Below are 24,393 nucleotides of genomic sequence, written 5' to 3'. Positions count from 1 at the left end.
ATAAATACGCATGTCGGAAAACGAAACGCCGGAAACCTTTCTGGACAGTGTCTCACACATGGTCGATCGCGCCATGCATTTCCTCGAGTTGCCCGAAGGTGCGATGGATGCCATCAAGGCCTGCGACTCGGTCATCCAGGTGAGCTTTCCGATCCGCTTTCGCGACCGCATCGAGGTCTTTACCGGCTGGCGTGCCGTGCACTCCTCCCACCGTTTGCCGGTGAAGGGGGGACTGCGATTCTCCCCCACCATGGACCAGGGACATGCGGAGGCCCTGGCCGCCCTGATGACCTACAAATGCGCGATCGTGGATATCCCGTTTGGGGGTTCCAAGGGCGGGTTGCGCATCGATCCGCGCAAGTATGACGAGTGGGAGATGGAGCGGATCACCCGTCGTTCCGCCCACGAACTGATCCAGCGCGACTACATCAGTCCCGCGCAGAACGTGCCCGCCCCGGACGTCGGGACCTCGCAGCGCGAGATGGCGTGGATCATGGAGACCTATCGCGAACGCCACCCTGAAGACGTCAACCACAGCGCCGCCGTGACCGGCAAGCCCGTCGACCTGGGCGGCATGCGCGGTCGTCTGGAGGCCACCGGGCGCGGCGTTCAGTACGCCCTGCAGGCCTTCTTCCGCGAGGGCAATGCCGCGCGCGAAGCCGGGCTGGAAGGCGGCCTGGGCGACCAGCGCATCATCGTTCAGGGCTTCGGCAATGTAGGCTATCACGCCGCCCATTTCCTGCAGAACGACGACCACGCCAAAATCGTCGGGGTGATCAAGAGTGATGGCGGGGTCTATTGCGAGGACGGGATCGATGTCGACGCCCTGAACGACTACGTACGCCGCTCCGGGACCATGGAAGGCTTCGCCGGCGTGGAATTCGAGCGCAATGGCAACCGGATCATGGAACGCGAATGTGACATCCTGATTCCGGCGGCACTCGAGGGCGCGATCCATCGCGAGAATGCGCCCAACATCCAGGCCCGACTGATCGCGGAGGCCGCGAACGGCCCGGTGACCTTCGAGGCCGACCAGATCCTGCAGGACCGCGGCATTACCATCCTGCCGGATGTCTTCGTCAACGCCGGCGGGGTCGTGGTCTCGTACTTCGAGTGGGTGCGCAATCTCGCCCACATGCGCTTCGGACGGCTCGAGCGGCGCTATGACCAGTCCCAGGGCCAGCATCTGGTCACCGCGATCGAGATGTCCACGGACCACAAGCTGCCGGACTGGATACGCGAATCCATCGTGCGCGGCGCAGAGGAGATCGACCTGGTCCGCTCCGGCCTCGATGACACCATGCGCGAGGCCTTCAGCGAGATGTACGAGACCCGCGAGGTGGAGAGCAATGGAGCGGTGCTGGATTACCGTACTGCGGCCTACCTGATTGCCCTGCGCAAGATCGTGCGGGCCCGCAGTGACCTGAGTCTGATCTGACGCACATCCGGGCGCCTGCGTAGACCGGCGGCCGGCTCAGCCCCGCTCGGCCTCCGACGCCAGCAGTTCCTGCAACCAGTGACCACCGCGGTCCGCCTTGGTACTGAGATAGCGCAAGTTGTGGGGGTTGAGCGTGCCGTGGACGGGCTCGCGGGCCACCACCTGGATGCCCCCGGCGCGCAGCGCCTCGATCTTCGCGGGGTTGTTGGTCAGCACACGCACCGTGTCGATGCCGAGAAATTCCAGCATCTCCACGGCCGCATCGTAACGGCGTCCATCGGCCTCGAACCCCAGCTGGCAGTCGGAGTCAATCGTGTCCAGACCCGCCGTTTGCATGGTGTAGGCGCGCAGCTTGTTGGCCAGGCCGATGCCCCGCCCTTCCTGGGCCAGATACAGCAGCACCCCGCCACCACTCTCGTTGATCGTCTTCACACCGAGACGCAACTGATCGCCGCAGTCACAGCGCAGGCTGCCAAACAGATCGCCCGTCAGGCAGGCCGAATGCAGCCGTACCGGGACGGCCTCCGGCCATTCGTTCGGCTCGCCGATGACCACCGCCACGTGTTCCAGGATCCCGTTCCCCTCCCGGAACAGCATGAAGCGCGTCACCGGGGCATCGGCCAGGGGTACCGGGGCCTCGCTCACGTAGGCCAGTTCCAGGCGTGGGTGATGTGCGACCGCTCGTGCCTCGCGCTCGTCCACGTCCAGGAACATCCCGTCGGCCAGCGCCGAGTGGATGGCCTCGGGTACGGGTTCGGGCACGCGCGCCGATACGACGGCCGGCAGCAGACGACCGGCGCGGGCCAGCTCCAGCGCCGCGACTTCCGCGGGCTCGGCGGGCCGAACGTCCGCCTGGTCCAGCGCGTGGGTCGGGTGCTCGCCCTCGTTAGAGGCCTCAGGCGCACTGGCCAGGGTAAACAGTGCCTCTGGGTCCGTTCCGGGCGCAAACTCCAGCGCCACGCCTTCCCATCCCTCGGCCAGTGGTTGCGGCCAGCCCATTGCGGACGCGCGGTGGGGCGTTAGAATCAGACGGGGGCGGCCGCCGGTCATATGCGTCAGGCGATCCAGCAACACCGGGGTCAGACCTTCAACGGCAGCAACCAGTACGCTGGACTGCTCGCCGCTCAGCAAAACAGGATGGCCCCGGCGAAGGTCGAAAATCCCACGATCGGCGTTGTGCATCAGGTCCTTCCCAATGGAGTTTTTCTTATGACCAGCCCGCAGGACGCGAATTCCACTCTGTCCAGCCGTGACCCGTCACCCCTGTCGTCTCCCCCAAGCCTATCGCATGTGCCCCTAAAGGGTCGCGAAACCCGGGTTTTCCAGGCATGACCGCCTATCCGGTGACCGAGGAAGAGGCCTGGCGCTGGCTGCTGGCCCAGCGTGCCGATCCGGGCTGCTGCCCCCTGCCCGGCCCCCTTGCCCCGGCTGCGCACGACCTGCTGGAGCTCTACGGCCCGATCATCGAGGCGCAGAGCATCACCGTCGCGCAACTGGGCCAGAGCCTGGACGGCCGCATCGCCACTCAGAGCGGGCACTCCCAGTATGTAACCGGCCCCGAGGACATCGAGCACCTGCACCGCTTGCGTGCGTTGGTGGACGGCGTCGTAGTGGGTGCCGGCACCGTAGTCGCCGACGACCCGCGTCTCACCGTCCGCAAGGCCGAGGGCGTCCATCCGGTGCGGGTCATCCTCGACCCGGATGGACGAATCCGGTCCAGTGCCCGCGTCTTCCAGGACGGCGAGGTGAAAACGCTGGTCCTTCACGCCGAGGGCCACGGCCCCTGCGACATGCCCGGCCACGTCGAATGCATGGAGATGCCCGTCGATGCCGATGGCCGCTTTGCGCCGCCCGAGCTCCGCGACCGCCTGGCGGCCGAGCATGGGCTGCATCGACTGCTGGTCGAGGGCGGAGGCCGGACGGTGTCGCGCTTTCTCGCCAGTGACACTCTCGATCGCCTTCATCTGACGATCGCACCGATGCTGATCGGCTCCGGGCGCCACGGCATCACCCTGCCCGAGATCGACACCCTCGATCAGGCCCTGCGCCCACCCTGCCGGATCTTTCGACTGGGTGGCGACACCCTCTACGACCTGGACCTGCGCAGCAAGCCCTGAGCCCTTCGGGGCCGCTCGCTGCGATTGTTAAAGGGCCTCAGGCGAGGTTGTCGCGGATCGCGCGGGAGACCGCGTCCAGCTCCGCCGGGACCTTGGTCGGCTGCACCACACTCTGCGCGATGGCCGTGTCGGGGTCCTTCAGGCCGTTACCCGTGAGGGTGCACACCACGGTGGAACCCTCCCGAATCTTGCCCTCGCGGATATCGCGCAGGGCGCCGGCCAGCGACGCCGCCGAGGCGGGCTCGCAGAACACGCCTTCCTTCTCGGCCAGGAGCTTCTGCGCGGCCAGGATCTCGTCGTCCTGGCACTCGTCGAACCAGCCGCTGGATTCCTCGCGCACCTTCCAGGCCATGTCCCAGGACTGTGGGTGCCCAATGCGGATCGCAGTGGCCACGGTGTCCGGATCGTCGACCATTGCGCCGCGCATGAAGGGCGCGGAGCCGGCCGCCTGATAGCCGACCATGTGCGGGCGGTTACCCACCATGCCACCACCGGCGTACTTGCAGTGGCCCTTGCAATAGGAGCAGGCATCCGTCACGTCGTCGCTGCTCTTGGCGGCCATTTCGCTGTAGCCGATCCAGTGCGCGGTGATGTTGCCCGCATTGCCCACCGGCAGACAGTGATAATCCGGGGCGCGGCCCAGTTCCTCGACGATCTCGAAGGCCGCGGTCTTCTGGCCCTGCAGGCGATACGGATTGACCGAGTTCACCAGGGTCACCGGCGTGTTGGAGGCGACCTCCTTCACCAGCCGCATGCCATCGTCGAAGTTGCCCTCGATCTGGATCACGGTGGCGCCGTGCATCATCGCCTGGGCCAGCTTGCCCATCGCGATCTTGCCATCGGGGATGACGACGAATGCCGTGATCCCGGCGCGTGCCGCATAGGCGGCCGCCGCGGCGGAGGTGTTACCGGTGGAGGCGCAGACAATCGCGCGCGAGCCTTCTTCCACGGCCTTGGTGACCGCCATGGTCATGCCGCGGTCCTTGAACGAGCCGGTCGGGTTCAGGCCCTCGAACTTCACGTAAATCTCGACCTCGCGCGCCAGGTCCCGCGGGATATTGTTCAGGCGGATCAGCGGTGTGTTGCCCTCACCCAGGGAGATAATGCGCGTGTCGTCGTGCACCGGCAGGCGGTCACGGTAACGTTCGATCAGTCCGGTATAGCGATGTCCAAAGGCCATGGTGTTCTCTTTAGCGTGTTGCGCAGGAAACTCGGAGCCTAGCGGCCCAGCGCTTCCATGCGGATACGAGTAATCGGGGTTAGCAGGTGATCCAGCGCCTCGAGCGCGGCGATCGCCTCGTTCATCGCGCCCTCGCGGACCTTGTGCGTCAGCATGATGATCGTGGCCTCGCCGCGCTCCGCATCCGGCTCGCGTTGCAGGATCGCCTCGATACTGATGCCGTGCTCGCCCAGGATACGGGTGATATCGGCCAGCACGCCCGGACGGTCCTGGGTACGCAGGCGCAGATAAAAGGACGTCTCCACCTCGGACAGATCCAGCACCGGCTTGTCCGACAGGGCATCCGGCTGGAAGGCGAGATGCGGGACCCGGTTCTCGGGGTCCGTGGTCAGGGCGCGCACGACGTCGACCAGATCGGCCACCACCGCCGAGGCGGTGGCCTCGGCACCGGCACCCGCGCCGTAGTACAGCGTCGGGCCCACCGCGTCGGCATTGACCAGCACCGCGTTCATCACGCCGTCGACGTTGGCGATCAGCCGGCGCTCCGGGATCAGGGTCGGGTGCACGCGCAGTTCGTAGCCCTTGTCGGTGCGCCGGGCAATCCCCAGATGCTTGATGCGGTAGCCCAGTTCGGCGGCGAAACCGACGTCCTCGCGGGTGATATTGCTGATGCCCTCGACCGCAACCCGGTCGAACTGCAGCGGGATACCGAAGGCGATGGACGCCAGGATCGCCAGCTTGTGGGCGGCATCGATGCCCTCCACGTCGAAGGTCGGGTCGGCCTCGGCATAACCGAGCGCCTGGGCTTCGGCGAGCACATCGTCGAAGTCGCGGCCCTTGTCACGCATCTCCGTCAGGATGAAGTTGCCGGTCCCATTGATGATCCCGGCGAGCCACTCGATCTGGTTGCCGGCCAGGCCCTCGCGGATGGCCTTGATGATCGGGATGCCCCCGGCCACCGCGGCCTCGAACGCGACCATCACGCCCTTCTCCTGGGCGCGCTGGAAGATGGTGTTGCCGTGCAGTGCGATCAGGGCCTTGTTCGCGGTGACTACGTGCTTGCCGGCGTCGATCGCAGCCAGCACCAGGTTCAGCGCCGGGTCGGTGCCGCCCATCAGTTCGACGACGACCTCAACCTCCGGGTCGTTGACGACCGCCGCGGGGTCCGTGGTCAGGCGGACCTGCGAACAGTCGCAGTCGCGCTCGCGTTCGATATCACGCGCAGCGGCCGCGACCACCTGGATATCACGGCCAGCCCGGCGCGCGATCTCGATTCCGTTACGGTCCAGCACATTGACAGTGCCACAGCCAACCGTGCCCAGCCCCAGGATTCCAATCTTTACCGGCGTCATAAAAGCCTTGTCTTGTCTGCGTGCGGGCGCTACCGCCCGAATGAGTGCTTGATTGCTATTCGCCCCGAGCCGGCTCGGTCGGCTCGACGGTGGCATCCGCCAGGATCGAGTCCGCGCGGAACATGGCCCTGATCCCGCGCAGGGCCTGCCGCGTGCGCTGTTCGTTCTCGATCAGGCTGAAGCGCACGAAGTCGTCGCCGTAGTTGCCGAAACCAACGCCCGGCGAGACCGCGACCTTGGCGTCCCGCAACAGCTTCTTGGCGAACTCGAGCGACCCCATCTCGCGATAGGCCTCCGGGATCGGCGCCCAGACGAACATGGTCGCCTTCGGCTTCTCCACATGCCAGCCCAGCTTGCCGAGCCCCTCGCACAGCACGTCGCGGCGAGAACGATAAAGCTCGCGAATCTCGTCGACGCAGTCCTGCGGACCCTCCAGCGCGGCGATCGCGGCGACCTGGATCGGCGTGAAGGTGCCGTAATCCAGATAGGACTTGATGCGCGCCAGTGCGGCTACCAACGTCGGGTTGCCGCACATGAAACCGACTCGCCAGCCCGGCATGTTGTAGGTCTTGGACAGGGTGTAAAACTCGACCGCGATATCCTTCGCACCCGGCACTTCCAGAATCGACGGGGCCTTGTAGCCATCGAAGCTGATCTCGGCATAGGCAAGATCGTGCACGATCCAGATGCCATGCTCCTTGCAAATCGCCACGACCCGCTCGAAGAAGTCCCGGTCCACGCACTGCGTGGTCGGGTTGGCCGGGAAGTTCAGGATCAGCATCTTCGGCTTCGGCCAGGAGTCCTGAATCGCCCGCTCCAGCTCGGCGAAGAAGTCGACGTCCGGCGTCAGCGGCACATGGCGCACGTCCGCCCCGGCAATCACGCAGCCATAGGGGTGGATCGGATAGGCGGGATTCGGAACCAGCACCGCGTCCCCGGGCCCCAGGGTGGCCAGCGCCAGATGCGCGAGACCTTCCTTGGACCCGATGGTCACGATCGCCTCGGTCTCCGGGTCCAGCTCCACATCGAATTCGCTCTTGTACCAGCGCGTAATCGCCCTGCGCAGCCGCGGAATGCCCTTGGACACCGAATAGCGATGCGTATCGCCGCGCTGCGCGGCCTCGCAGAGCTTGTCGACGATGTGACGCGGGGTCGGCTGGTCCGGATTACCCATACCGAAGTCGATAATGTCCTCGCCGCGGGCACGCGCCTCGGCCTTCAACTGGTTCACGATGTTGAAGACGTAGGGCGGGAGGCGCTCGATACGGGGAAAGACGTCGGTCACAGGTCAGGTCCTGGTTGGGCCAAGCGAGCCGGCAGCAGGTCGGGGAGACGCCGCGGAATCCCCTTGAATACCGCACCGGAAAGCGCGCCAAAGTATAACCCGGGCCCGCCTCTGTCAACGAATCGGGCACCAAACTGGCCCGGCTACAAATGCCTGATCTTGAGCCTGCCTCGCGCGCGGAGTAGCGTGTAGCGCATGCTGTTCTCCGAAGTCACCAGCGAAGAGACCTACATCGTGACCGGCTACGAGTCGGGTGCGGTGGGGATCAACCAGGTGGGGTACACCCGCAGCCTGATCGTGCGCCCGAATGCGCTGCAGCAAGACTGGCCGGTCGATTCCGTCGACACGCTGGCGGTCGAACACCTGCAACCCGTAATCGATCATCCCCCGGAGGTGCTGCTAATCGGTACCGGCGACGTGCAACGCTTTCCGGACCGGGCCGTATGGCGCCATTTGCGCAGCGAAGGATTCGGCGTAGAGATCATGGATACCGCTGCCGCCTGCCGGACCTACAACCTGATCATGGCCGAGGGTCGCGAGGTGGCAGCCGCCCTGATCATCGACGGCGGCGGCTGAACCCGGCCCTACGGCACATCGCCGTCAGGAGTTGGGCAGCACCTCGTCGCCCTTCATCCCGCGCGATTCAAGCAAACGCCGCAAGCGCTTCAGGGCATCCATCTGAATCTGGCGCACCCGTTCCCGTGTCACGCCGATCTCGGCCCCCACCTGCTCCAGGGTCGAGCGCTCGAATCCATGCAACCCGAAGCGTCGCACCAGCACCTCGCGCTGCTTGTAATCCAGTTCACCCAGCCATTCGTCCACCAGGTGCTGAATGTCCTGATCCTCCAGCAGCGACGACGGCTCCTGTGCATTCACGTCCGCCAGGATATCCGTGAGCGAACGCTCGCCGTCCGGTCCGGGCGGCAGGTCCATGGAGGTCGACGGCTCGGACATCGCCCGCAGCTTCTGGATCTCGGCCACGGGCTTGCCCAGGCGCTGGGCCAGCTCTTCCTCGGTGGGATCGCGACCCAGCTCCTGGGTCAGGTTGCGGGCGATCCGCGCGTGCATCCGCAGCTCTTTGCTGACATGCACCGGGATGCGAATCGTGCGCCCCTGGTTCATCAGCGCCCGCTCGATCGTCTGGCGGATCCACCAGGTCGCGTAGGTCGAGAAACGAAAACCGCGTTCGGGATCGAATTTCTCCACCGCGTGCATCAGGCCCAGATTGCCCTCCTCGATCAGATCCAGGAGCGGCAGACCGCGATTCAGGTAGCGCCGCGCGATCTTCACCACCAGCCGAAGGTTGCACTCGATCATGCGGCGCCGCCCGGATTCGTCGCCATCACGGGCCAGGCGCGCGTACTTGCGCTCTTCTTCGGGGGTCAGCAGGGGCCGGTATTCAATGTCACGCAGGTAAATCTGGATGGCGTCGAGCTCGGCCGGCCGGGCATCGCGCAGTGTTCGGGGGCGTACTGGAACATCCTGTTCCGGGGAGAGTTCCTTCTCGTCTTCCGGGGGCGGGACCTCGACCTCTTCGGGACTCTCTCCAGTCGCCAGAGGATCGCCGTTCGCGCCGAGGTGTTCGGCAGGATTCTCCTCACCCGACTGACCGGTTCCGTCATCCATCAGGTGTTCTTCGTCCAGTGCGGAATCGACCGGCTTCCGGGATTTAGCCATGGATGCCCTGTACTCCCTTTTCTATCTAGCGATCCGGCAGATATCGGGTCGGATCCACGGGTGTTCCGTCTACCCGTATCTCGAAGTGCAGCATTGGGCGCTCCGCACCCGATGAACCCAGACGCGCTATCGTCTCGCCGGCCTCGACCTGATCCCCTTCGGAGACCAGGAGCTCGTCGTTGTGGCCATAGGCGCTCAGAAAGCGCGCGTCGTGTTTCAAGATGATCAGTCGACCATACCCCACGAGGCCGCCACCTGCATAGACCACCTCTCCGGACCGCGTCGCCCGCACCTCGTCGCCGCGTTCTCCGCCAATCGCGAGCCCTCGCCGCGTTCCGCTGCTGGAGAAACCACGAAGGACGTCGCCATCCGCCGGCCAACGCCACCCACCCGGGTCATCCGGCGGTGGATCCGAGCGCGCGGCTTCCCGCGATGCACCACTATCACCGTCACTGCTGCTCGCGGTTGAGGATTCCTGCCGCTGCTGGCGTGGGGCCTGCGGCGGCGACGAGCGCGCAGCCCCGCGCAGACGCAGTTCCTGCCCGGGGTAGATGATGTACGGCGCGCTAATCGCGTTGCGCTGGGCGACTTCACGCCAGTCCAGACCGTAGCGGTGGGCAATGCGGTAAAGGGTTTCTTCGCGCTGAACCGTATGGGTCGCAGGCACCGGGCCACTGGCACGCGACGTGTCGCTGCTGCCGCTGGGGGCACGTGTCGCGCAACCGCTGACCAAAGCGACAACCAGGCCCGCGATGGCCACCAGCATGAGCGTTTGCAAGAATCGCCGACTCAAGGCGTCATTCCATCAACAGCACGATCACCATCGCGCCCAGCAGCACGACCACACCTGCCCAGCCAATACGTTCCATATAGGGCCGCAGGTGCTGCTCGGCTCGAGGCCCCGCCCAGGCCATCACGAGTGCGACCAGGAAGAACCGCAGCCCCCTCCCGATCAGCGATGCAATCACGAATGGGATCAGGGCCATCGACAGGGCCCCGGCGGTCACCGTGAACAGCTTGTACGGGATGGGCGAGAACCCGGCGATCAGCACCACCCACACGCCCCAGACGGCAAACCAGGCCTCGGCCTGCGCGATCTCGCCGCCGTATCCCCAGCGTTCCAGCCATGGTCCAATCCATTCGAACGCGGCCCACCCGATCAGATACCCCAGCAAGCCGCCCAGTACGGAGAAGATCGTCGTCAGGGCGGCGAGGCGCCAGGCCGCCCGTGGTCGGGCGGCCGCCATCGGCGCCAGCATGACATCCGGTGGCACTGGAAAAAAGGAGGATTCGGCAAACGACAGTGTCGCCAGGTAGCGCGGGGCATGACGGTGGCGGGACCACTGCATGACCCGATCGTACAACGGCTCAAACAGCTTCATGCCGATCCCCGGTGGCTGCAGACATCACGCCTCGGCACCCGCGCACCTCACTGCTCGGCCCCGGGTAACATAGGAACGAACATGACCGCATCGAGGATATCGCGCACATAGGCCTCTTCGGTCCGCGTATAGCGCACCAGTTGCTGGCGCCCGTCCGGTCCCTCCACAGGGGCTACCAGACGGCCGTTGAGGGCCAGCTGTGTCAGCAGGGTCTCCGGAACGTTGTGCGGTGCGGCGGTCAGGATGATGCCGTCGAACGGCGCGCGCTCGGGCCAGCCTTCCGCCCCATCGCCGTGCCGCAGGTTCACGTTGTTGATCCCCAGGCGGCTTAACAGCTCCCGCGCGTTGCGGCTGAGCGCCTGGATGCGTTCGACGGAGTAGACGCGGTCCACGAGCTTGGCGAGAACGGCCGCCTGATAGCCGGACCCGGTGCCAATCTCCAGCACCGTGCTCACAGGACCGCCCTCCAGCAGGGCCTCGGTCATGCGCGCGACAATAAACGGTTGCGAGATCGTCTGACGATGCCCGATAGGCAGCGCGATGTTCTCGTAAGCCCGATGGCTCAGCGCCTCCTCGACAAACAAGTGGCGAGGGACATCGCGAACGGCCTCGAGCACCCGGCGGTCATGGATACCCTGACCTTCCAGCAAGCGGATCAGTCGTTCTCTTGCTCGGCCCGACGTCAAACCGGCCCCGCGCGCATCAGGAACCATGATGGCTCCCGGGCGTTGCATCCTCCAGCCAGCGGCCCACCGTATCGATGGCGTCGTAACGCGTTAAGTCCACCTGAATAGGAGTCACCGACACATAGCCCTCTCGCACCGCATGAAAATCCGTACCCGGCCCGGCGTCCTGTTCCGACCCCGCCGGGCCCACCCAGTAGATCGGTCGCCCACGCGGATCGGCGTCCGCGATCATCGGCTCGGCCCGGTGCCGGTTACCCAGGCGTGTCGCCTGTACACCGCGGATCTCGTCACGCGGCAGATCGGGGACATTGACGTTCAGGATCGTCGCGGCCGGCAGGGGAACGCGATGAATCCGGTCCAGCAGATCCAGCACGATACGGCCGGCCGCGTCATAGTTCGTGAGGTCCGTGCCGACGAGCGAGACCGCAATAGCCGGCAAACCCAGGAAACGCCCTTCCATCGCTGCGGCGACGGTGCCGGAATACAGCACATCGTCACCCATATTGGCACCGGAGTTGATCCCGGAGATCACGACATCCGGCTCCCACTCGCCCAGCAGGCCGGTCAATGCGAGATGCACACAGTCGGTCGGCGTCCCGTCCACCTGAATCCCGTCATGCCCCACTTCCCGTGCTCGCACCGGACGCACCAGCGTCAGGCTGTTGGACGCACCACTGCGGTCACGATCCGGCGCCACAACCCGCACCTCCGCGACTTCACGCAGACATTTGGCCAGGCACTGGATGCCGGGCGCATGGATACCATCGTCGTTGCTTACCAGAATGCGCATTCGGATTGGGGTCGCTGGGAAGTGGCCTAATATACTGGATTCGGAACACCGAGCGCGGTCACGAACCTCACCGTCTGCCTGAGGTTCTTCTCCGTCCACGCCACGGAAAACGCGAGTATCCTGCCATGAACTCCGGTGATGATCCCAACGATATGCCCGATGACGCGGACGAATTCCTGCGTGCGATTGGCGATGTGCGACGCCTGCACCATGACCAGGCCGACACCGGCAAGCCGCGCCCCCCTGCCCGCGCCCATCAACGTGACCGCGACGAGGCGGCCGCCCATTCCGACTGGCTCAGCGATCCGATCGGCGCCTCCGAGCTCCAGCCGGGTGACGAGCTGCGCTATGCCCGCGACGGCATCAGCCACCGCATTTTTCGTAAACTTCGCAGTGGCCACTACCGCGTGGAAGATGAACTCGACATGCACGGCATGTTCGCGGACGAGGCGCGACAGGCGATCGGGCAGTTTCTCGATCAAGCCCGCGCGCATGGGCGCCTCTGCGTCCGTGTGGTGCATGGCAAGGGCATGCGCTCGCGGCAAAAAGGACCCGTCCTGAAGGGGCTCACGGATCACTGGCTGCGCCAGCGCCACGACGTGCTGGCGTTCTGCTCCGCGCCGCCCGCCGATGGTGGTACGGGCGCCGTGTATGTCCTCCTGAAGCGGCCGAAAGCGCAGCGCTAGCACGCGCATTACCACGCCCACCAGCTATACTTAAGTCACATATTCCCATTCGCTGATTCTTGGGCTTAGACTGATTCCAGGCTGGGGATTCAGCGCGGGACTGGTTCACGTTTTTCCTACGCCAGTCCTTGCAATCTTCGGTAATCCGTACCATGCTCTGTACAAGTCTTGTACAGTTCTACGGGACGCAACGGACACTGCATTGGGAGGTCCTGTTCATGAAGAATTGGAAGCTAGCCCCGATCGCCCTTGGCTTGGCCGCGTTCGTCAGCACTAGCGGACACGCCCTTGGCGACGATCACGCAAAAGAAATGACCGAAGCAGAACTGCAAGAACGCATCGCCGAAACTCGAGCGGCGATCGAACAGTTCGCAAGCACCCTCCAGGGGGAACTGGTCGCCGCCATGGAAGAAGGCGGGCCGACCCAGGCCATTGAGGTCTGCAACCAGCGGGCTCCCGAAATTGCGGACGAGATTGCGGCCGACACCGGCTGGGAAGTCGGTCGCACGAGCCTGAAGATCCGCAACCCTGACAACAGTCCGGACGAATGGGAACGCATCCAGCTGGAGCATTTCCAGTCCCAGCATGCCGACGGCACCCCCGCCAACGAGCTTGCTCCGCGCCACGAAGTGGTCGAGGGCGACGATGGCGCCCGTTTCCGCTTCATGGCGGCGATTCCGACCGGCGGTGCCTGCCTGGCCTGCCACGGTTCGGACATTGGTAGCGACGTCAAGCACGCGCTCGAGCGTCTGTATCCGGATGACCAGGCAACCGGGTACAGCGAAGGCGACGTCCGCGGTGCATTCACTATCACGCAAGAGATGTAATCCAGCGGGCATCTCGCCCCCTGAAAGGCCGCCTCCGGGCGGCCTTTTTCGTATCCGGCGCAAAAAATGCCCCGCGAGGGGGCACATTCGTGATATTTTCGAGACACTTGATTCTCAAACACGGGCATCCCCCTGAAGGACGGTCCCGCCCGCCAGACCCGAACACGAACGTGACCGAACTATGACGCGAACGATTGATGCCGAACTCCTGGCCCTCGCGATAGACGCCTCCAACGACGGTGTCGTAATCGCCGAACGCGAAGGCGATGACAACATCCTGATCTACGTCAATCGCGCCTTCGAAGAACTGACCGGCTATCGCTCCGAGGAGATCCTCTACCGTGATTGCCGCTTCCTGCAGGGGGGCGATACCGATCAGGAGGCAATCGCCGAGATCCGAGCTTCAATCCAGGAGAACCGTCCCTGCCGCGTCACACTGCGCAACTACCGCAAGGATGGCTCGCAGTTCTGGAACGAGCTTTCGCTTACGCCGGTGTTCAACGACGAAGACCATCTGACCTACTACATCGGTATCCAGAAAGACATCACGGCCCGGGTCGAGGCCGAGCAGCGCGCCGAGAAAGCCGAACAGAAGCTCAAGCAGACCGAGGCCCGCTCCGCCTGAGCGCGGCCACTCCCTAGGGGGTATCCGCTTTCGGTGCGCTGTCCATCAATGCGTCGATGACGCTGGTCGCGTACTCGCCGGGGCCAAGTTCCAGCTCAAGCCGCAGGTCATTCCCCTGCCACTCGAAACCGAGTGACCCCGGAAGCATGCGCAGGGCACGGCGTGCCGGCTTCACGCCCTGGGCCTCCAGACCGGACGCCAGGCTCTCGAAACGACCGGCACACTCTGCCTCCCGCGCACGCACATCGCCCGCCGTCAGTGGCTCGCCACGACCCCACAGCGGGCCCGTCGGGTGTATCACCCCCTCCGCCAGGCGTTGTTCGATATCAGCAGTCACCTCCGGGACGGCAAACACACTGCCGGAGCCTTGAAACGTCGCCACGTCACCGGGCAGAAACCGTGCCCAGGAATCGTCGGCTACCCGTTCTGCCAGAACGGCATTGAAGATCGCGGAGCGCGCCGCAGAGAGCAGCAGGCTGCGCTGGTTGCGCCCCCGCGGCGCCCTCCCCCCGCTTAGCCACTGCTCGGCCTGTTCCAGGTTTCGGCGGCCAAACCGCTGCTGACCGAAGTAATTCGGGACCCCCTCCTCCCGGATACGCCGAAGGATCTGCCCCGCCATGTCCCGATCGCCCGCAACGTCCCGCAGCCAGACGACAAAACGGTTCCCCGCGAGGTGTCCGGTACGCAGCTTGCGCGAATGCCGCTCGGCCCGCAGCACTCGGGCCTCGCCCACAGCGTCCTTGCCCATGCGTTGTATCAAGGTCGCTGGATCTTGCCAGTCCGGTTCGGCAGCGGCCGTGCACTGCACGCTGAACCACTGCCGCGTCACGGCCTGCCGGTCCTTGCGCCCGGCATAGCTCACCTGGCCGCGCGGCACCCCGCAAGCCCGCGCCAGCGCGACGGCGACATCTTCGGTGTTGAGCAGCCGCTTTTCGATCTCCAGCCACAGGTGCTCGCCACTGCCTTCCGGTTCGGTCGCAGGAAGCTCGAACACGCAGAAATCTTCCGGGGCCTCTTTCATGCGCCCGGTAATCGGTGGCGACCATGGATATACCGGCGTCATGTCTTCGCCCCTCGCGGACTGGGCGGCGCGGCAACGTTATCGCGCAGGTAAACCGGCTGCGCCTGTTCGGGCGGAATTGCCTCGCCCCGTGCCCATGCATCCACGGCCAGCATGGCCACCTCGCGCGCCCGCGGCAGTGCGTCCGGATAGAGCCGCTCCTCGCCCAATCCGCAGCGTTCGCCCAGTTCAGGATAGGCGGCAAAACCGGAACCGATGCCACGGTCGGGTGCGCCACGCCAGGCGGGGGATATCTGTCCGGGCGCCGCGACCTGTTCCGCCGCTGCCTGCGCACGCCCTTCGACGACCGTATTCAGACTCCAGTACACCTCGCCCATGCGGGCGTCGAGGGCCGCAAGGATCTCGCCCGACGGTGAGTCGGGCCGTTCGCTGACCAGTTGCTGCGCAAGCGCCTGCAGGGTCGATATCGGGAGCACCGGGCAATCCAGGGCAAAGGCCATGCCCTGTGCGACACCCAGCCCAAGGCGAACGCCGGTAAATGCCCCCGGTCCACGGCCGACGGCAACGGCATCCAGGGACGAGCGTGCAATATCCGACCGCGCCAGCAGCTCCTCCACCTGCCGGAGTATCAGTTCGCCATGCTTGCGTGGGGCACGCACCTCGACGCTTTCCAGGGCCCCATCCACCCACAACGCGGCGGAGCACATCTCGGTGCAGGTCTCGATGGCGATCAGTCGCATTCGACACGCTCCCGTGCGGTCGCCAGAAACTGCAGAGCCGCGATCGGGTCCCGCGTCCGATAAAACGGTGGAAGGCTGGCCAGGAACCGGCGTCCATAGGACTTTCCGGTCAGCCGGGGATCACAGATCGCAAGGATGCCGGAGTCATCCGCATCACGAATCAGGCGTCCAGCCCCCTGCTTCAGGGCCAGCACCGCCTGCGGCAGGCTGAACTCCATGAACGGCGAACGCCCTTCGGCCTCCAGGGCCTGCGCGCGGGCTTGCAGCACCGGGTCGTTTGGCGCCGCAAACGGCAGGCGGTCGATGATCACCACCGACAGCGCCTCCCCGCGGATATCGACGCCCTCCCAGAAGCTGTGGGCACCCAGCAACCAGGCGTTACCACTCTCGCGAAACCGTGCCAGCAGGTCGTTACGGGGCTGCTCGCCCTGTACCAGCAGTTCGCGATCGGGCAGCTCGGCCCGTAGCAGTGCCGCCGCCTCCTGCAGAGCACGATGGCTGGTGAACAGAAAAAACCCGCCGCCCGGGTTGTCACGCAGCAGAGGCCAGGCCCAGGCGACACAGGCGCGCGTGTATTCGGGGCTGTTCGGGTTGGGCAGCGGAGGCTGCGGATGCACCAGGCAGGCCTGCCGGGCAAAGTCGAAGGGGCTCTCCAGGCGTTCCTGGGCGACGTCCGCGGGCAGTCCCAGACGGCGCGAGGCATGGGTGAAGTCCTCTCCAACGGCCAGCGTAGCCGAGGTGAAGACCCAGGCAGCCGGGCGCGCGGCCCGCCGTTGCGCCAGCGGTCGCGCGGCATCCAGCGGCGTCCTGTGCAGGATCAGACTCTGCGCGAAGCGCTCCACCCAGGCTACGGTATCCGGCGTGTCCTCGCGCCAGGTCTGCAGACGTTCCCGCATCAGCAGTACCCGCCCCTGCACCTGCTCGAGGCCGGGTCCGCGCTCGGTGGCCGGGACCAGCGCATCACTCAACCCGCAAAGGGCCTCGTCCAGCTCCTCGATCGACGGCTCCACCTGGCCCTTCTCGTTCACCACGTCCCAGGCGGCGCGCGGTTCCATGCCCTGTGTCGCGTCGAGCAGCTTCTTCGCCACAGTCTCAAGCTCGACCGCAGCCTCGCGGATCACCACCATCTCCGGGGCGGCCTGCTCCTGCTCCCGGCGCACATCGCGCGCCAGGTCGCGCAACGCCCGGCTCCCCACGGCAACGCCGAAGAAAGCTCCGGCGATCTCCGGCAGCTGATGGGCCTCGTCGACGATCACGGCATCCACCTCCGGCAGGAGCTCGCCGAAACCCTCTTCCTTCAGCGCCATATCGGCGAGCAGGAGGTGGTGATTCACGACCACGATATCGGCGTCCTGCGCGCGCTTGCGCGCCTGCACCACGAAGCAGTCGTTGTATTGCGGACACTCGCTGCCCAGGCAGTTGTCGACGGTGGAGGTCACCTGCGGCCACAGGGGCGAGTCTTCGGCCAGGATGCCCGCTTGTCCCAGATCGCCCGTGGCATGGGTGCGCGCGAACTGCCGCAGCGCCTCGATAACGGGCATGCGCTCGCGCTGCGCGCTACGTTGCGTCTGGCCCCCGGCCTCGGCGGCCGCGAGTGCCAGGCGGTAATGGCACAGGTAGTTAGCGCGGCCCTTTAGCAGTGCGGTGCGCGGGCGATAGCCCAATGCCTCGCATACGGTCGGAAGATCCCGTTCGAAAAGCTGGTCCTGCAGCGTCTTGGTGCCCGTCGACACCAGGGCCTTGCGGCGTGACTGGAGGACCGGCACCAGATACGCAAAGGTCTTGCCCACCCCTGTGGCGGCCTCCACGAGCAATGCAGTCGGGGCCTGCCCCAGGGCCAACTCCACGGCCGCCGCCATGCGCTGCTGCGGCTCGCGCGGGCGAAACCCGTGCAGTGCCTCGGCCAGATCGCCGCCGGGGCTCAGCGCGCGCACGGCCGCCGACCCGGATGGGGCCGTCGCGGGTGATTCGGCGGACTCAGACAACGCCGGTTTCCAGCCTCTGAATGGCCTCCTGGGCCTCCCGGACGCCTTCTTCGTCACCCATCGCCTCGCGCGCGGCCTTGATCACTCGCCAGTTCTCGAGAGCAAGCGAACGATCCCGTTCGCCGCCCAGTTGCAGCGAGCGCCCTGCCAGACGGTCCGCCTGCGGGTAATTGCCCTGCTCCAGCCGGATGTGGGCCATCTGATGCCACAGCGAGGCATCGCGCGGCGCAATCCGCAGCGCACGCTCCAGCTGCTGGGCGGCACGCTCGAGGTTCCCCTCGCTGCGCGAGCCTTCAGCCTGCTCGGCCAGGGCCAGCGCGGCCGACGGCGTGGCGTCCGGCTCCGCCGCCGGTTCAGGCTCGCGCGACTCCTCGTGCGGGATCGCCTCAGGCTCCGGTGCCTCGGCCGCCGGCGGCTGCTCGGGAGCCGGGGCCCGTGTCTCCGGCACCGCACAGGCCGCCAGAAACAGCACCGTCAGCAGTGCGGCGACCGGGCGAGGTCGAAACGGCAGGCTCGAGCGTAAGGAGGTGGTTGAAGTCATCAGCGGAACAATCTCTCGAAAAAGCCCCGCTCATCCGGGGTACGGCCCGTGTCGCAGTCGGCACGGCTCTCGGGGATGGAATTCTGCCAGAACGGGAGCGATTTCACCGCCTCGCAGGCATGGTCGTCCTGCTCGACACGGAGCCCGGACTTCAGGTCAATCGCCTGATAGGCAATCTCCGGATGACGGTCGAGGCGCAGCGACTGGGCGCCGAGACCTGCCATTATGTCCGCCCAGATGGGGGCGGCGGCCGCCCCTCCGGTCAGGCCGGTCGCCTCGTTGTCGTCCATCCCCAGCCAGACCACCGTGACATGGCGATCATCGAACCCGGCGAACCAGCTGTCGCGGAAGTTGTTCGTGGTGCCGGTCTTGCCGGCCACGACGCGCCCCGGGAGGCGCTGGCTGATCTGCCGCCCGGTCCCCTCGGTAGTCACATCATGCAGGGCGTGGGTCAGCAGGCTGACCGCCCCATCGGGTACAGCACCGCGCAGTTCCAGCCCGTAGTGGGACAGGACCTCGTCCTCGAGATCGAGGACATCGCGAATCGCGCGGGTGCCGGTCGCATAGCCACCATTGGCGAGCGCCTGATACAGCCCGGCCACCTCCAGTGGCGACAACTCGATCGCCCCGAGGGCCAGCGAGGGCAACGGCGCCGGGGTGCGCTGCAAGCCGAGCGTCTGCAGCACGTCGATCAGCTGCGAAATACCGATCTCTTCGGCCAGCTGGACCGTGGCGACGTTGTAGGACTGGACCAGTGCCTCCCACGCCGTCACGTCGCCGCGGTGCTCGCGATCGAAGTTGCGCGGCGTCCAGGGTTCGCCATGCGGCAGCTGGATGGTCATTGGGCTGTCATCCAGCAGACTTGCTAGCGTATAGCGCCCGGGTTGCGTGAGCGCGGCCAGATAGACGAAGGGCTTGAGTACCGACCCGACCTGACGTTGCGCCTCGACCGCCCGGTTATAGCCGGGATACTGCGGATTGCGATCGCCCACCACTGCGAGCACCTCACCCGCCTGGGGATCGGTCACAACGGCAGCCGCCTGCAGGCGCTCCAGGCTGGACCCGCGCTGCTCGATCACCCGATCCACACCTGCCTTCACGCGCTCCTCCAGCGTGAGCTGCACGACCGGGTCCATCGTGGTGAAGATGCGTAGCCCCTCGCTGCGCAGATCTTCGTCCGCGTAGTCGTCGCGCAGCTCGCGGCGCACCATGTCGAGAAACGCCGGAAATCGGCTGCGTCCCTGGGGCACCACGGGGGTTACATCGAGTTCTGTATCCATCGCAGCCTCGACCTGGTCGGCATCGGCCAGCCCGGTCTCCAGCATCGCCCGCAGCACCTGATCACGGCGCGCCTCGGCACGCTGGGGGTGACGCCGGGGGTCGTAGTAGCTGGCACCGCGGGCGAGCCCTACCAGAAGCGCCAACTGGTCCAGGCGGAGTTCGTTCAGCGGACGTTGATAGTAGAACTGGGACGCCTGGCCGAATCCGTGAATCGCGCGCTCGCCCGACTGGCCCAGGTAGACCTCGTTGATATAGGCCTCAAGGATCTCGCGCTTGGAATAGCGTCGCTCCAACAACAGAGCCATGACCGCCTCGTTCGCCTTGCGCGCCAACGTCTGGTCCCGTGTCAGGTAGAAGTTCTTGACCAGCTGCTGCGTCAGCGTACTGCCACCCTGCACCGTCCGCCCCGCGCGCAGATTCGCCATAGCGGCCCGGGCAATTCCCGCCGGGTCCACCCCGCGGTGCGACATGAAGCGACGATCCTCGATCGCGAGCAGTGCACCGATCAGTTCCCGTGGCACCTCGTCTATGGCCACGAGGATGCGATCCTGGCCATGGGTCGGGTAGATGCTCCCGATCAGCAAGGGCTCGACCCGCATCAGATCGACGCGCTCACCGTTCCCTTGCTTCTGGACGGACTGCACCCTTCCATCCGAAAAATCCACTCGCACCGAATGGGCCGGCTCCGGACCGTCGCCAAAGGTGAACGGGCGCGTGGTAAACGACACCCGGTTGCCGTCCACGCGATACTCGCCCGGGCCGCTTCCCTGTGCACTACTGCGGTAGTTCAGTGTCTCCAGTTCAGTTTCAAGCGCCTGGGGCGTAAGCGCCCGGCCCTCGTACAGCTCAAGCGGTCGCGCGTAGACGCGCGCCGGCAAGGCCCAGCGCTGGCCCTCGAAGCGCTCGCGAATCTCCTGATCGAGCGAGACGACGTAGATCGCCCCAACCCCGACGCCGGCCAGCACCAGACCGGCGAACAGCCACACCCCGGCACCAAAGAAACGGCGCAGGCCTCCGGATCGGGCACCTCGGCGGGAACGGGTCGTACGTTTTCGGGGCATGAGGGCTTCTGGAAACGGCACAAGGAAAGGGATCAGTCCCAATGTTAACCTGACCGGGAACAGCAGACATGCCGCAAATGCCGCGTTTCCGGGAACGAATCGGCACAAAACCCGTCCACCCGATCGCGATCTGCCAATCCCATGGAGGCGTGATGAGCGCGCTGGAACAACACCAACAACAACTGCAGACCCTGATTGCGACGCTGGGATTCCCGGAGCCCACACCAACGAAAGATCAGGTGCAGCGCATCGAGACCCACATCTCGACCGTCATTCTCGCCGGTGACTATGCCTACAAATTCAAGAAGCCACTCGCACTGGGATTCCTGGACTTCACCACGCTCGACGCGCGCCAGCACTTCTGTGAAACCGAGTTGAAGGTGAATCGCCGCCTCGCCCCGCAAATCTATCTCGATGTGGTGACCCTGAACGGAGATGCCTCGGCTCCCCGCATCAATGGCGAAGGCCCGATCCTCGACTACGCCGTATGCATGCGCCGATTCGATCGCCGCAAGCAACTGGATAACCTGCTGGAACAGGGCCAGTTGCCCACCGAGGCCATGGAGGCACTGGGCCACTACATCGCTGCCTTTCACGAGCGCACCGAGCGGGTCGGCGCCGACTCGCCCCATGGCACCCCGGAAGCGGCAACCCAGCCCATGCTCGACAACTTCCCGGCCCTGGGCGAAGCGATCCATGGCGAGGTCGACAGGGCCCGGCTCACGGCGCTGGAGCGCTGGACCCGGAACGAAATCGAGCGCCTGGGCCCGCTTCTCGAATCACGCCACCGCGAGGGCTTCATCCGCCACGGGCATGGCGACCTGCACCTGGGCAACATCGTGTATGTCGACGATCCGGAAAACGGCGAGACGCTGGCGGCGTTTGATGCGATCGAGTTCGATCCCGAGTTGCGCTGGATCGACGTGATCTCCGAGATCGCGTTCACCACCATGGACCTGCTGGCACGCAAGGCCCGGGCGCATGCCTGGCGCTTGCTGAATGCCTACCTGGACGGTCGTGACGACATCGCCGGGCTCCGCCTGCTGCCCCTTTATCAGGTCTATCGCGCTCTGATCCGCGCCAAGGTGCAGGGCATCCACGCGCAGGAGTCGCATCTCCCCTCGGACGAACAGGCGGCCCACCGCGCCGAAATGGGGCGCTATCTCGCACTCGCCGAACGCCTGACCGAGCCGTCTGCGCCGCGCCTGGTGCTGATGCATGGCGTATCCGGCAGCGGCAAGACCGTGATCAGCACGCAGATCGTTGAGGCCCTCGGGGCGCTGCGGCTGCGCTCCGATATCGAGCGCAAGCGCATGGGCGACGCGGTCTCCTACAGCGAAGAGGCTCGCGGGCAGATCTACGACCACCTGCGCGCCCGCGCGGACACCCTGCTGGCGCTGGGGCACACCGTGATCGTCGACGCGACCTTCCTGACCCGTGCCCAGCGGGCACCCTTCCAGCAGCTCGCTACCCGGCACCAGGCGGGGTTTGCAGTCGTCGCCTGCCACGCCAGCGATCGCGTCCTGCAGGAACGCCTCGAGCAACGCTCTGCGGCCGGTAAGGATGCGTCCGATGCCGACTACCAGGTGATGCAGCAGCAACGCCCGCAGCAGGAATGGCCGACCGGAGCGGAGGGCGTCGTGGAGGTTGCCCCGGAACAGCCGCTGGATACCGATGCCCTGGCACGCCAGCTTCTGCAACCGGTTTCCGCCTAATTGTCCGCGTACGTGCCAAAATACAGCCTGACACAACATCTGCGAATGCCTATGTCCCGTACCCTCGCCCTACTCCCGGCTGCCTGTCTGATTGTCCTGGCGACCGCCCTGCCGGCCCAGGCTGACGCCCTTTTGCACTACATCGACGACGAAGGGCTCGAGAGCCAGATCCTCGTGCGCGATCACATGATCCGCATGGAGCTGAACGAGGCGATCAGCGGAACTTCCGGGTACATGCTGTTCGACGCGCGCAACGACCAGCTCACCGTCGTGGATGACGACGAGCAGACCTATCTGCCGTTGACGCGCGAGGTGATGGATCAACAGATCCAGGCGATGACCGACATGGTCAGCGACCTGCGCCGCCAGATGGAGCAGCTCCCCCCGGACGTTCGCGATCAGCTCAAACAGCAGCTTGGGATCGGCCCCGAGGGGTTCGAGGCCGAAATCAGTACCCGCGAGACCAATGAGCAACGCGAGATCGGGGACTTTGTCTGCAGCGAAATCGAAGTGCTGATCGATGACCGCCCCCAGAGCACCGTTTGCGTCGCCGACGCGCAATCCTTGGGCCTGGAGGCGTCCGATTTTCAGACCCTCGGGGCCTTGATGGATCGCCTCTATGAGCTGTCCTTGCGCGCCCTTGAGGCCGGAGGCCCCATGGCCTCCCAGATGGGGGCGTCGCTCCTTCCCCGTGTGGAGGGCATCCCTCTCGAGGTCCGCGAACACGATGGCGTCACGACCCGACTGGCAGGGCTGTCGACGGACGCCCTTAGCGAGGCCTTGTTCCAGGTACCGGAAAGCTATGAAGAAACCGAGATGTTCTAATGCTCCGGGGCCAACGCCCTCCCCGGCCTACGGGTCCCAATCCGGCATACCATCCTCCCACAGCGTTCTCCCCTTGCTAGGGGCAGCGCTCGTACTGGCCGGGTGCGCAAGCAGCCCTGAACCACGCGGGCCGGCACCGGAGCCCCTCAAGGTCGATCCGGAACCCCGGGTAGCCGAAGGCCCGATGAGTTATGTTCCCGAGGCCGAGCTGAAGCGCTCCGAGGTCGTACTGGCGGCGCTCGGACACCTCGACACGCCCTACCGCTACGGCGGCACCGACGCCAACGGGCTCGACTGCTCCGCCCTGGTACAGCGCGCCTACCGCGAGGCGGGTCAAGATGTCCCTCGGACCACGGGCGAACAGGCCTCGGCCGCCGTAAAGCGCGATGGTGACCCAAGCCCCGGAGACGTCGTGTTCTTCGCCATCAACGGGAATCAAATTGACCACGTCGGGGTCTATGTCGGTGAAGGCCGATTTGTCCATGCGCCAAGCTCGCGCGGGCAGGTCCGCATCGAGGAACTCGACAATCCCTACTGGGCCCCGCGCACCCGATTCGCGGGCCATTTCTTCGACTAATGGGCCTTGGGCCCCTGGAAGCTACTACGAGGAAGGAACCATGAAGGCATTCCCTAATTTGTCCCAACTGCTGCGCCGTTCGGCGCTCGCCCTGACGCTGGGCGCCGGCCTGGCACTGGGTGCCACTGCCAGTGCGTACGAAACCGTGATGGAAACCGACGAACGCGTGATCTTCAAGATCGAAGGCGAGTTCGATCACTACTTTGAAATGGTCGAGGAAGCCATCGCATCCGAGGGCCTGGTGATCAACAACGTCGGCTACATCGCCAACATGCTGGACCGCACCGCTGGCCAGGAGAGTGGCGAGGGCATTTATCTCAATGGCAAGTCCCTGGACTTCTGTAGCGCCAGCTATTCGCGCGCCACGATGGAGGCCGACCCGCACAACATGGTGTTCTGCCCCTACATCATCACGGTGTACGAGCTGACCGATGAGCCCGGCGTGGTGTACATGGGCTACACCCCTGTCCCCGAGATCGGTGAAGAAGACTCCAAGAAGAGCCTGCGCGACGTAAACGAACTGGTGGAGCGCATCATCAAGGAAGCGCTGTCGTTCTGACCACCGCCTGAACGCGAAAAGCCCGGCTAGCCTCGCAGGCTGC

The 24,393-nt window shown here is 65.5% G+C and carries 24 protein-coding genes; 10 read left to right on the top strand and 14 right to left on the bottom strand.

Annotated elements, in window-relative coordinates:
• Positions 1 to 10 precede the first annotated feature (10 nt).
• A complete protein-coding gene (locus tag F468_RS0108360) occupies positions 11 to 1,438 on the top strand; it encodes a Glu/Leu/Phe/Val dehydrogenase (protein ID WP_018994948.1) in 1,428 nt (475 codons plus the stop codon).
• Between the two features lie 36 nt (positions 1,439 to 1,474).
• Here F468_RS0108360 and ribA read toward each other — a convergent pair whose 3' ends face one another.
• The gene (ribA, locus tag F468_RS0108355; RefSeq protein ID WP_018139403.1) at positions 1,475 to 2,620 is read right to left on the bottom strand and encodes a GTP cyclohydrolase II RibA; all 1,146 of its coding nucleotides are present in this window, start codon (positions 2,618 to 2,620) and stop codon (positions 1,475 to 1,477) included.
• Between the two features lie 146 nt (positions 2,621 to 2,766).
• On the opposite strand from ribA, the gene F468_RS0108350 reads away from it, so the two are divergent.
• On the top strand, positions 2,767 to 3,555 hold the full coding sequence (locus F468_RS0108350; RefSeq protein WP_018994947.1) for a RibD family protein: 789 nt from the start codon (positions 2,767 to 2,769) through the stop codon (positions 3,553 to 3,555).
• A 37-nt stretch (positions 3,556 to 3,592) separates the two neighbouring features.
• On the opposite strand, the gene thrC is transcribed toward F468_RS0108350, so the two are convergent.
• Genes thrC through alaC form a run of 3 tightly spaced genes read right to left on the bottom strand, consistent with a single transcriptional unit; the run spans position 3,593 to position 7,372 of the window.
• Positions 3,593 to 4,735 carry a threonine synthase gene (gene thrC, locus F468_RS0108345; RefSeq protein WP_012982677.1) on the bottom strand — a complete coding sequence of 381 codons (1,143 nt, stop codon included), beginning with the start codon at positions 4,733 to 4,735 and terminating at the stop codon, positions 3,593 to 3,595.
• A 38-nt stretch (positions 4,736 to 4,773) separates the two neighbouring features.
• The gene (locus F468_RS0108340; protein WP_018994946.1) at positions 4,774 to 6,087 is read right to left on the bottom strand and encodes a homoserine dehydrogenase; all 1,314 of its coding nucleotides are present in this window, start codon (positions 6,085 to 6,087) and stop codon (positions 4,774 to 4,776) included.
• Positions 6,088 to 6,142: 55 nt separating this feature from the next.
• A complete protein-coding gene (gene alaC / locus F468_RS0108335; RefSeq protein WP_018994945.1) occupies positions 6,143 to 7,372 on the bottom strand; it encodes an alanine transaminase in 1,230 nt (409 codons plus the stop codon).
• 195 nt (positions 7,373 to 7,567) lie between these two features.
• Between alaC and F468_RS0108330 the strand changes: the two genes are divergently transcribed.
• Positions 7,568 to 7,948, top strand: coding sequence for an Mth938-like domain-containing protein (locus F468_RS0108330; protein WP_018994944.1), 381 nt, complete (start codon positions 7,568 to 7,570; stop codon positions 7,946 to 7,948).
• 24 nt (positions 7,949 to 7,972) lie between these two features.
• On the opposite strand, the gene rpoS is transcribed toward F468_RS0108330, so the two are convergent.
• Genes rpoS through surE form a run of 5 tightly spaced genes read right to left on the bottom strand, consistent with a single transcriptional unit; the run spans position 7,973 to position 11,907 of the window.
• Positions 7,973 to 9,049: an RNA polymerase sigma factor RpoS gene (gene rpoS / locus F468_RS0108325; RefSeq protein WP_018139398.1), complete on the bottom strand. Its 1,077-nt coding sequence runs from the start codon at positions 9,047 to 9,049 to the stop codon at positions 7,973 to 7,975.
• 25 nt (positions 9,050 to 9,074) lie between these two features.
• A complete protein-coding gene (locus tag F468_RS0108320) occupies positions 9,075 to 9,815 on the bottom strand; it encodes a peptidoglycan DD-metalloendopeptidase family protein (protein WP_018139397.1) in 741 nt (246 codons plus the stop codon).
• 31 nt (positions 9,816 to 9,846) lie between these two features.
• Complete coding sequence (locus tag F468_RS0108315; RefSeq protein WP_018139396.1) at positions 9,847 to 10,431, bottom strand: YqaA family protein; 585 nt, start codon at positions 10,429 to 10,431, stop codon at positions 9,847 to 9,849.
• Between the two features lie 47 nt (positions 10,432 to 10,478).
• Positions 10,479 to 11,144 carry a protein-L-isoaspartate(D-aspartate) O-methyltransferase gene (locus F468_RS0108310; RefSeq protein WP_026182228.1) on the bottom strand — a complete coding sequence of 222 codons (666 nt, stop codon included), beginning with the start codon at positions 11,142 to 11,144 and terminating at the stop codon, positions 10,479 to 10,481.
• A complete protein-coding gene (surE, locus tag F468_RS0108305) occupies positions 11,134 to 11,907 on the bottom strand; it encodes a 5'/3'-nucleotidase SurE (protein WP_018139394.1) in 774 nt (257 codons plus the stop codon). Before surE ends, F468_RS0108310 begins: the two co-directional genes overlap by 11 nt.
• A 125-nt stretch (positions 11,908 to 12,032) precedes the next feature.
• Here surE and F468_RS0108300 point away from each other — a divergent pair, with 125 nt between their 5' ends.
• The 3 genes from F468_RS0108300 to F468_RS0108290 all read left to right on the top strand — a co-directional run bounded on the left by F468_RS0108300 (position 12,033) and on the right by F468_RS0108290 (position 14,045).
• Entirely contained in the window at positions 12,033 to 12,593 is a 561-nt protein-coding gene (locus tag F468_RS0108300) for a Smr/MutS family protein (protein ID WP_018139393.1), read from the top strand.
• 218 nt (positions 12,594 to 12,811) lie between these two features.
• Positions 12,812 to 13,420: a DUF3365 domain-containing protein gene (locus F468_RS0108295; protein ID WP_038038771.1), complete on the top strand. Its 609-nt coding sequence runs from the start codon at positions 12,812 to 12,814 to the stop codon at positions 13,418 to 13,420.
• A 181-nt stretch (positions 13,421 to 13,601) separates the two neighbouring features.
• Positions 13,602 to 14,045 (top strand): PAS sensor domain-containing protein, encoded by a 444-nt coding sequence (locus F468_RS0108290; protein ID WP_018139391.1) that lies wholly within the window; start codon positions 13,602 to 13,604, stop codon positions 14,043 to 14,045.
• Between the two features lie 13 nt (positions 14,046 to 14,058).
• Here the strand turns inward: F468_RS0108290 and truD are convergent, their stop codons facing one another.
• Genes truD through mrcB form a run of 5 tightly spaced genes read right to left on the bottom strand, consistent with a single transcriptional unit; the run spans position 14,059 to position 20,674 of the window.
• Positions 14,059 to 15,108, bottom strand: coding sequence for a tRNA pseudouridine(13) synthase TruD (gene truD, locus F468_RS0108285; RefSeq protein ID WP_081601220.1), 1,050 nt, complete (start codon positions 15,106 to 15,108; stop codon positions 14,059 to 14,061).
• Positions 15,105 to 15,806, bottom strand: a complete 702-nt coding sequence (gene tsaB / locus F468_RS0108280) for a tRNA (adenosine(37)-N6)-threonylcarbamoyltransferase complex dimerization subunit type 1 TsaB (protein ID WP_018139389.1) — start codon at positions 15,804 to 15,806, stop codon at positions 15,105 to 15,107. The genes truD and tsaB overlap by 4 nt, the downstream gene beginning before the upstream one ends.
• Positions 15,797 to 17,740, bottom strand: coding sequence for an ATP-dependent DNA helicase (locus tag F468_RS0108275; RefSeq protein WP_018994943.1), 1,944 nt, complete (start codon positions 17,738 to 17,740; stop codon positions 15,797 to 15,799). Before F468_RS0108275 ends, tsaB begins: the two co-directional genes overlap by 10 nt.
• Positions 17,741 to 17,783: 43 nt before the next feature.
• Complete coding sequence (locus F468_RS0108270; RefSeq protein ID WP_018139387.1) at positions 17,784 to 18,332, bottom strand: tetratricopeptide repeat protein; 549 nt, start codon at positions 18,330 to 18,332, stop codon at positions 17,784 to 17,786.
• A complete protein-coding gene (gene mrcB, locus F468_RS0108265; protein ID WP_155997844.1) occupies positions 18,332 to 20,674 on the bottom strand; it encodes a penicillin-binding protein 1B in 2,343 nt (780 codons plus the stop codon). The genes F468_RS0108270 and mrcB overlap by 1 nt, the downstream gene beginning before the upstream one ends.
• A gap of 152 nt (positions 20,675 to 20,826) precedes the next feature.
• On the opposite strand from mrcB, the gene F468_RS0108260 reads away from it, so the two are divergent.
• From F468_RS0108260 to F468_RS0108245, 4 genes are read left to right on the top strand one after another with little or no spacing between them, the layout of a single operon-like run.
• A complete protein-coding gene (locus F468_RS0108260; RefSeq protein ID WP_018994941.1) occupies positions 20,827 to 22,389 on the top strand; it encodes a bifunctional aminoglycoside phosphotransferase/ATP-binding protein in 1,563 nt (520 codons plus the stop codon).
• 51 nt (positions 22,390 to 22,440) lie between these two features.
• Positions 22,441 to 23,214, top strand: a complete 774-nt coding sequence (locus F468_RS0108255) for a hypothetical protein (RefSeq protein ID WP_018174378.1) — start codon at positions 22,441 to 22,443, stop codon at positions 23,212 to 23,214.
• Positions 23,215 to 23,260: 46 nt separating this feature from the next.
• A complete protein-coding gene (locus F468_RS0108250; RefSeq protein ID WP_231362281.1) occupies positions 23,261 to 23,791 on the top strand; it encodes a C40 family peptidase in 531 nt (176 codons plus the stop codon).
• Positions 23,792 to 23,831: 40 nt separating this feature from the next.
• Positions 23,832 to 24,350 carry a DUF302 domain-containing protein gene (locus tag F468_RS0108245; protein WP_026278833.1) on the top strand — a complete coding sequence of 173 codons (519 nt, stop codon included), beginning with the start codon at positions 23,832 to 23,834 and terminating at the stop codon, positions 24,348 to 24,350.
• The last annotated feature ends 43 nt before the right edge of the window (positions 24,351 to 24,393 follow it).

Source organism: Thioalkalivibrio sp. ALJ2, from assembly GCF_000378325.1.
GTDB lineage: Bacteria > Pseudomonadota > Gammaproteobacteria > Ectothiorhodospirales > Ectothiorhodospiraceae > Thioalkalivibrio.
This window is presented reverse-complemented; position numbering and strand designations above follow the sequence as displayed.

Coding starts and splice junctions, on each gene's coding strand:
- F468_RS0108360 (WP_018994948.1), top strand. CDS start 11: ATGTCGGAAAACGAAACGCCGGAAACCTTTCTGGACAGTGTCTCACAC.
- ribA (WP_018139403.1), bottom strand. CDS start 2,620: ATGCACAACGCCGATCGTGGGATTTTCGACCTTCGCCGGGGCCATCCT.
- F468_RS0108350 (WP_018994947.1), top strand. CDS start 2,767: ATGACCGCCTATCCGGTGACCGAGGAAGAGGCCTGGCGCTGGCTGCTG.
- thrC (WP_012982677.1), bottom strand. CDS start 4,735: ATGGCCTTTGGACATCGCTATACCGGACTGATCGAACGTTACCGTGAC.
- F468_RS0108340 (WP_018994946.1), bottom strand. CDS start 6,087: ATGACGCCGGTAAAGATTGGAATCCTGGGGCTGGGCACGGTTGGCTGT.
- F468_RS0108330 (WP_018994944.1), top strand. CDS start 7,568: ATGCTGTTCTCCGAAGTCACCAGCGAAGAGACCTACATCGTGACCGGC.
- rpoS (WP_018139398.1), bottom strand. CDS start 9,049: ATGGCTAAATCCCGGAAGCCGGTCGATTCCGCACTGGACGAAGAACAC.
- F468_RS0108320 (WP_018139397.1), bottom strand. CDS start 9,815: ATGCTGGTGGCCATCGCGGGCCTGGTTGTCGCTTTGGTCAGCGGTTGC.
- F468_RS0108315 (WP_018139396.1), bottom strand. CDS start 10,431: ATGAAGCTGTTTGAGCCGTTGTACGATCGGGTCATGCAGTGGTCCCGC.
- F468_RS0108310 (WP_026182228.1), bottom strand. CDS start 11,144: ATGGTTCCTGATGCGCGCGGGGCCGGTTTGACGTCGGGCCGAGCAAGA.
- surE (WP_018139394.1), bottom strand. CDS start 11,907: ATGCGCATTCTGGTAAGCAACGACGATGGTATCCATGCGCCCGGCATC.
- F468_RS0108300 (WP_018139393.1), top strand. CDS start 12,033: ATGAACTCCGGTGATGATCCCAACGATATGCCCGATGACGCGGACGAA.
- F468_RS0108295 (WP_038038771.1), top strand. CDS start 12,812: ATGAAGAATTGGAAGCTAGCCCCGATCGCCCTTGGCTTGGCCGCGTTC.
- F468_RS0108290 (WP_018139391.1), top strand. CDS start 13,602: ATGACGCGAACGATTGATGCCGAACTCCTGGCCCTCGCGATAGACGCC.
- truD (WP_081601220.1), bottom strand. CDS start 15,108: ATGACGCCGGTATATCCATGGTCGCCACCGATTACCGGGCGCATGAAA.
- tsaB (WP_018139389.1), bottom strand. CDS start 15,806: ATGCGACTGATCGCCATCGAGACCTGCACCGAGATGTGCTCCGCCGCG.
- F468_RS0108270 (WP_018139387.1), bottom strand. CDS start 18,332: ATGACTTCAACCACCTCCTTACGCTCGAGCCTGCCGTTTCGACCTCGC.
- mrcB (WP_155997844.1), bottom strand. CDS start 20,674: ATGCCCCGAAAACGTACGACCCGTTCCCGCCGAGGTGCCCGATCCGGA.
- F468_RS0108260 (WP_018994941.1), top strand. CDS start 20,827: ATGAGCGCGCTGGAACAACACCAACAACAACTGCAGACCCTGATTGCG.
- F468_RS0108255 (WP_018174378.1), top strand. CDS start 22,441: ATGTCCCGTACCCTCGCCCTACTCCCGGCTGCCTGTCTGATTGTCCTG.
- F468_RS0108245 (WP_026278833.1), top strand. CDS start 23,832: ATGAAGGCATTCCCTAATTTGTCCCAACTGCTGCGCCGTTCGGCGCTC.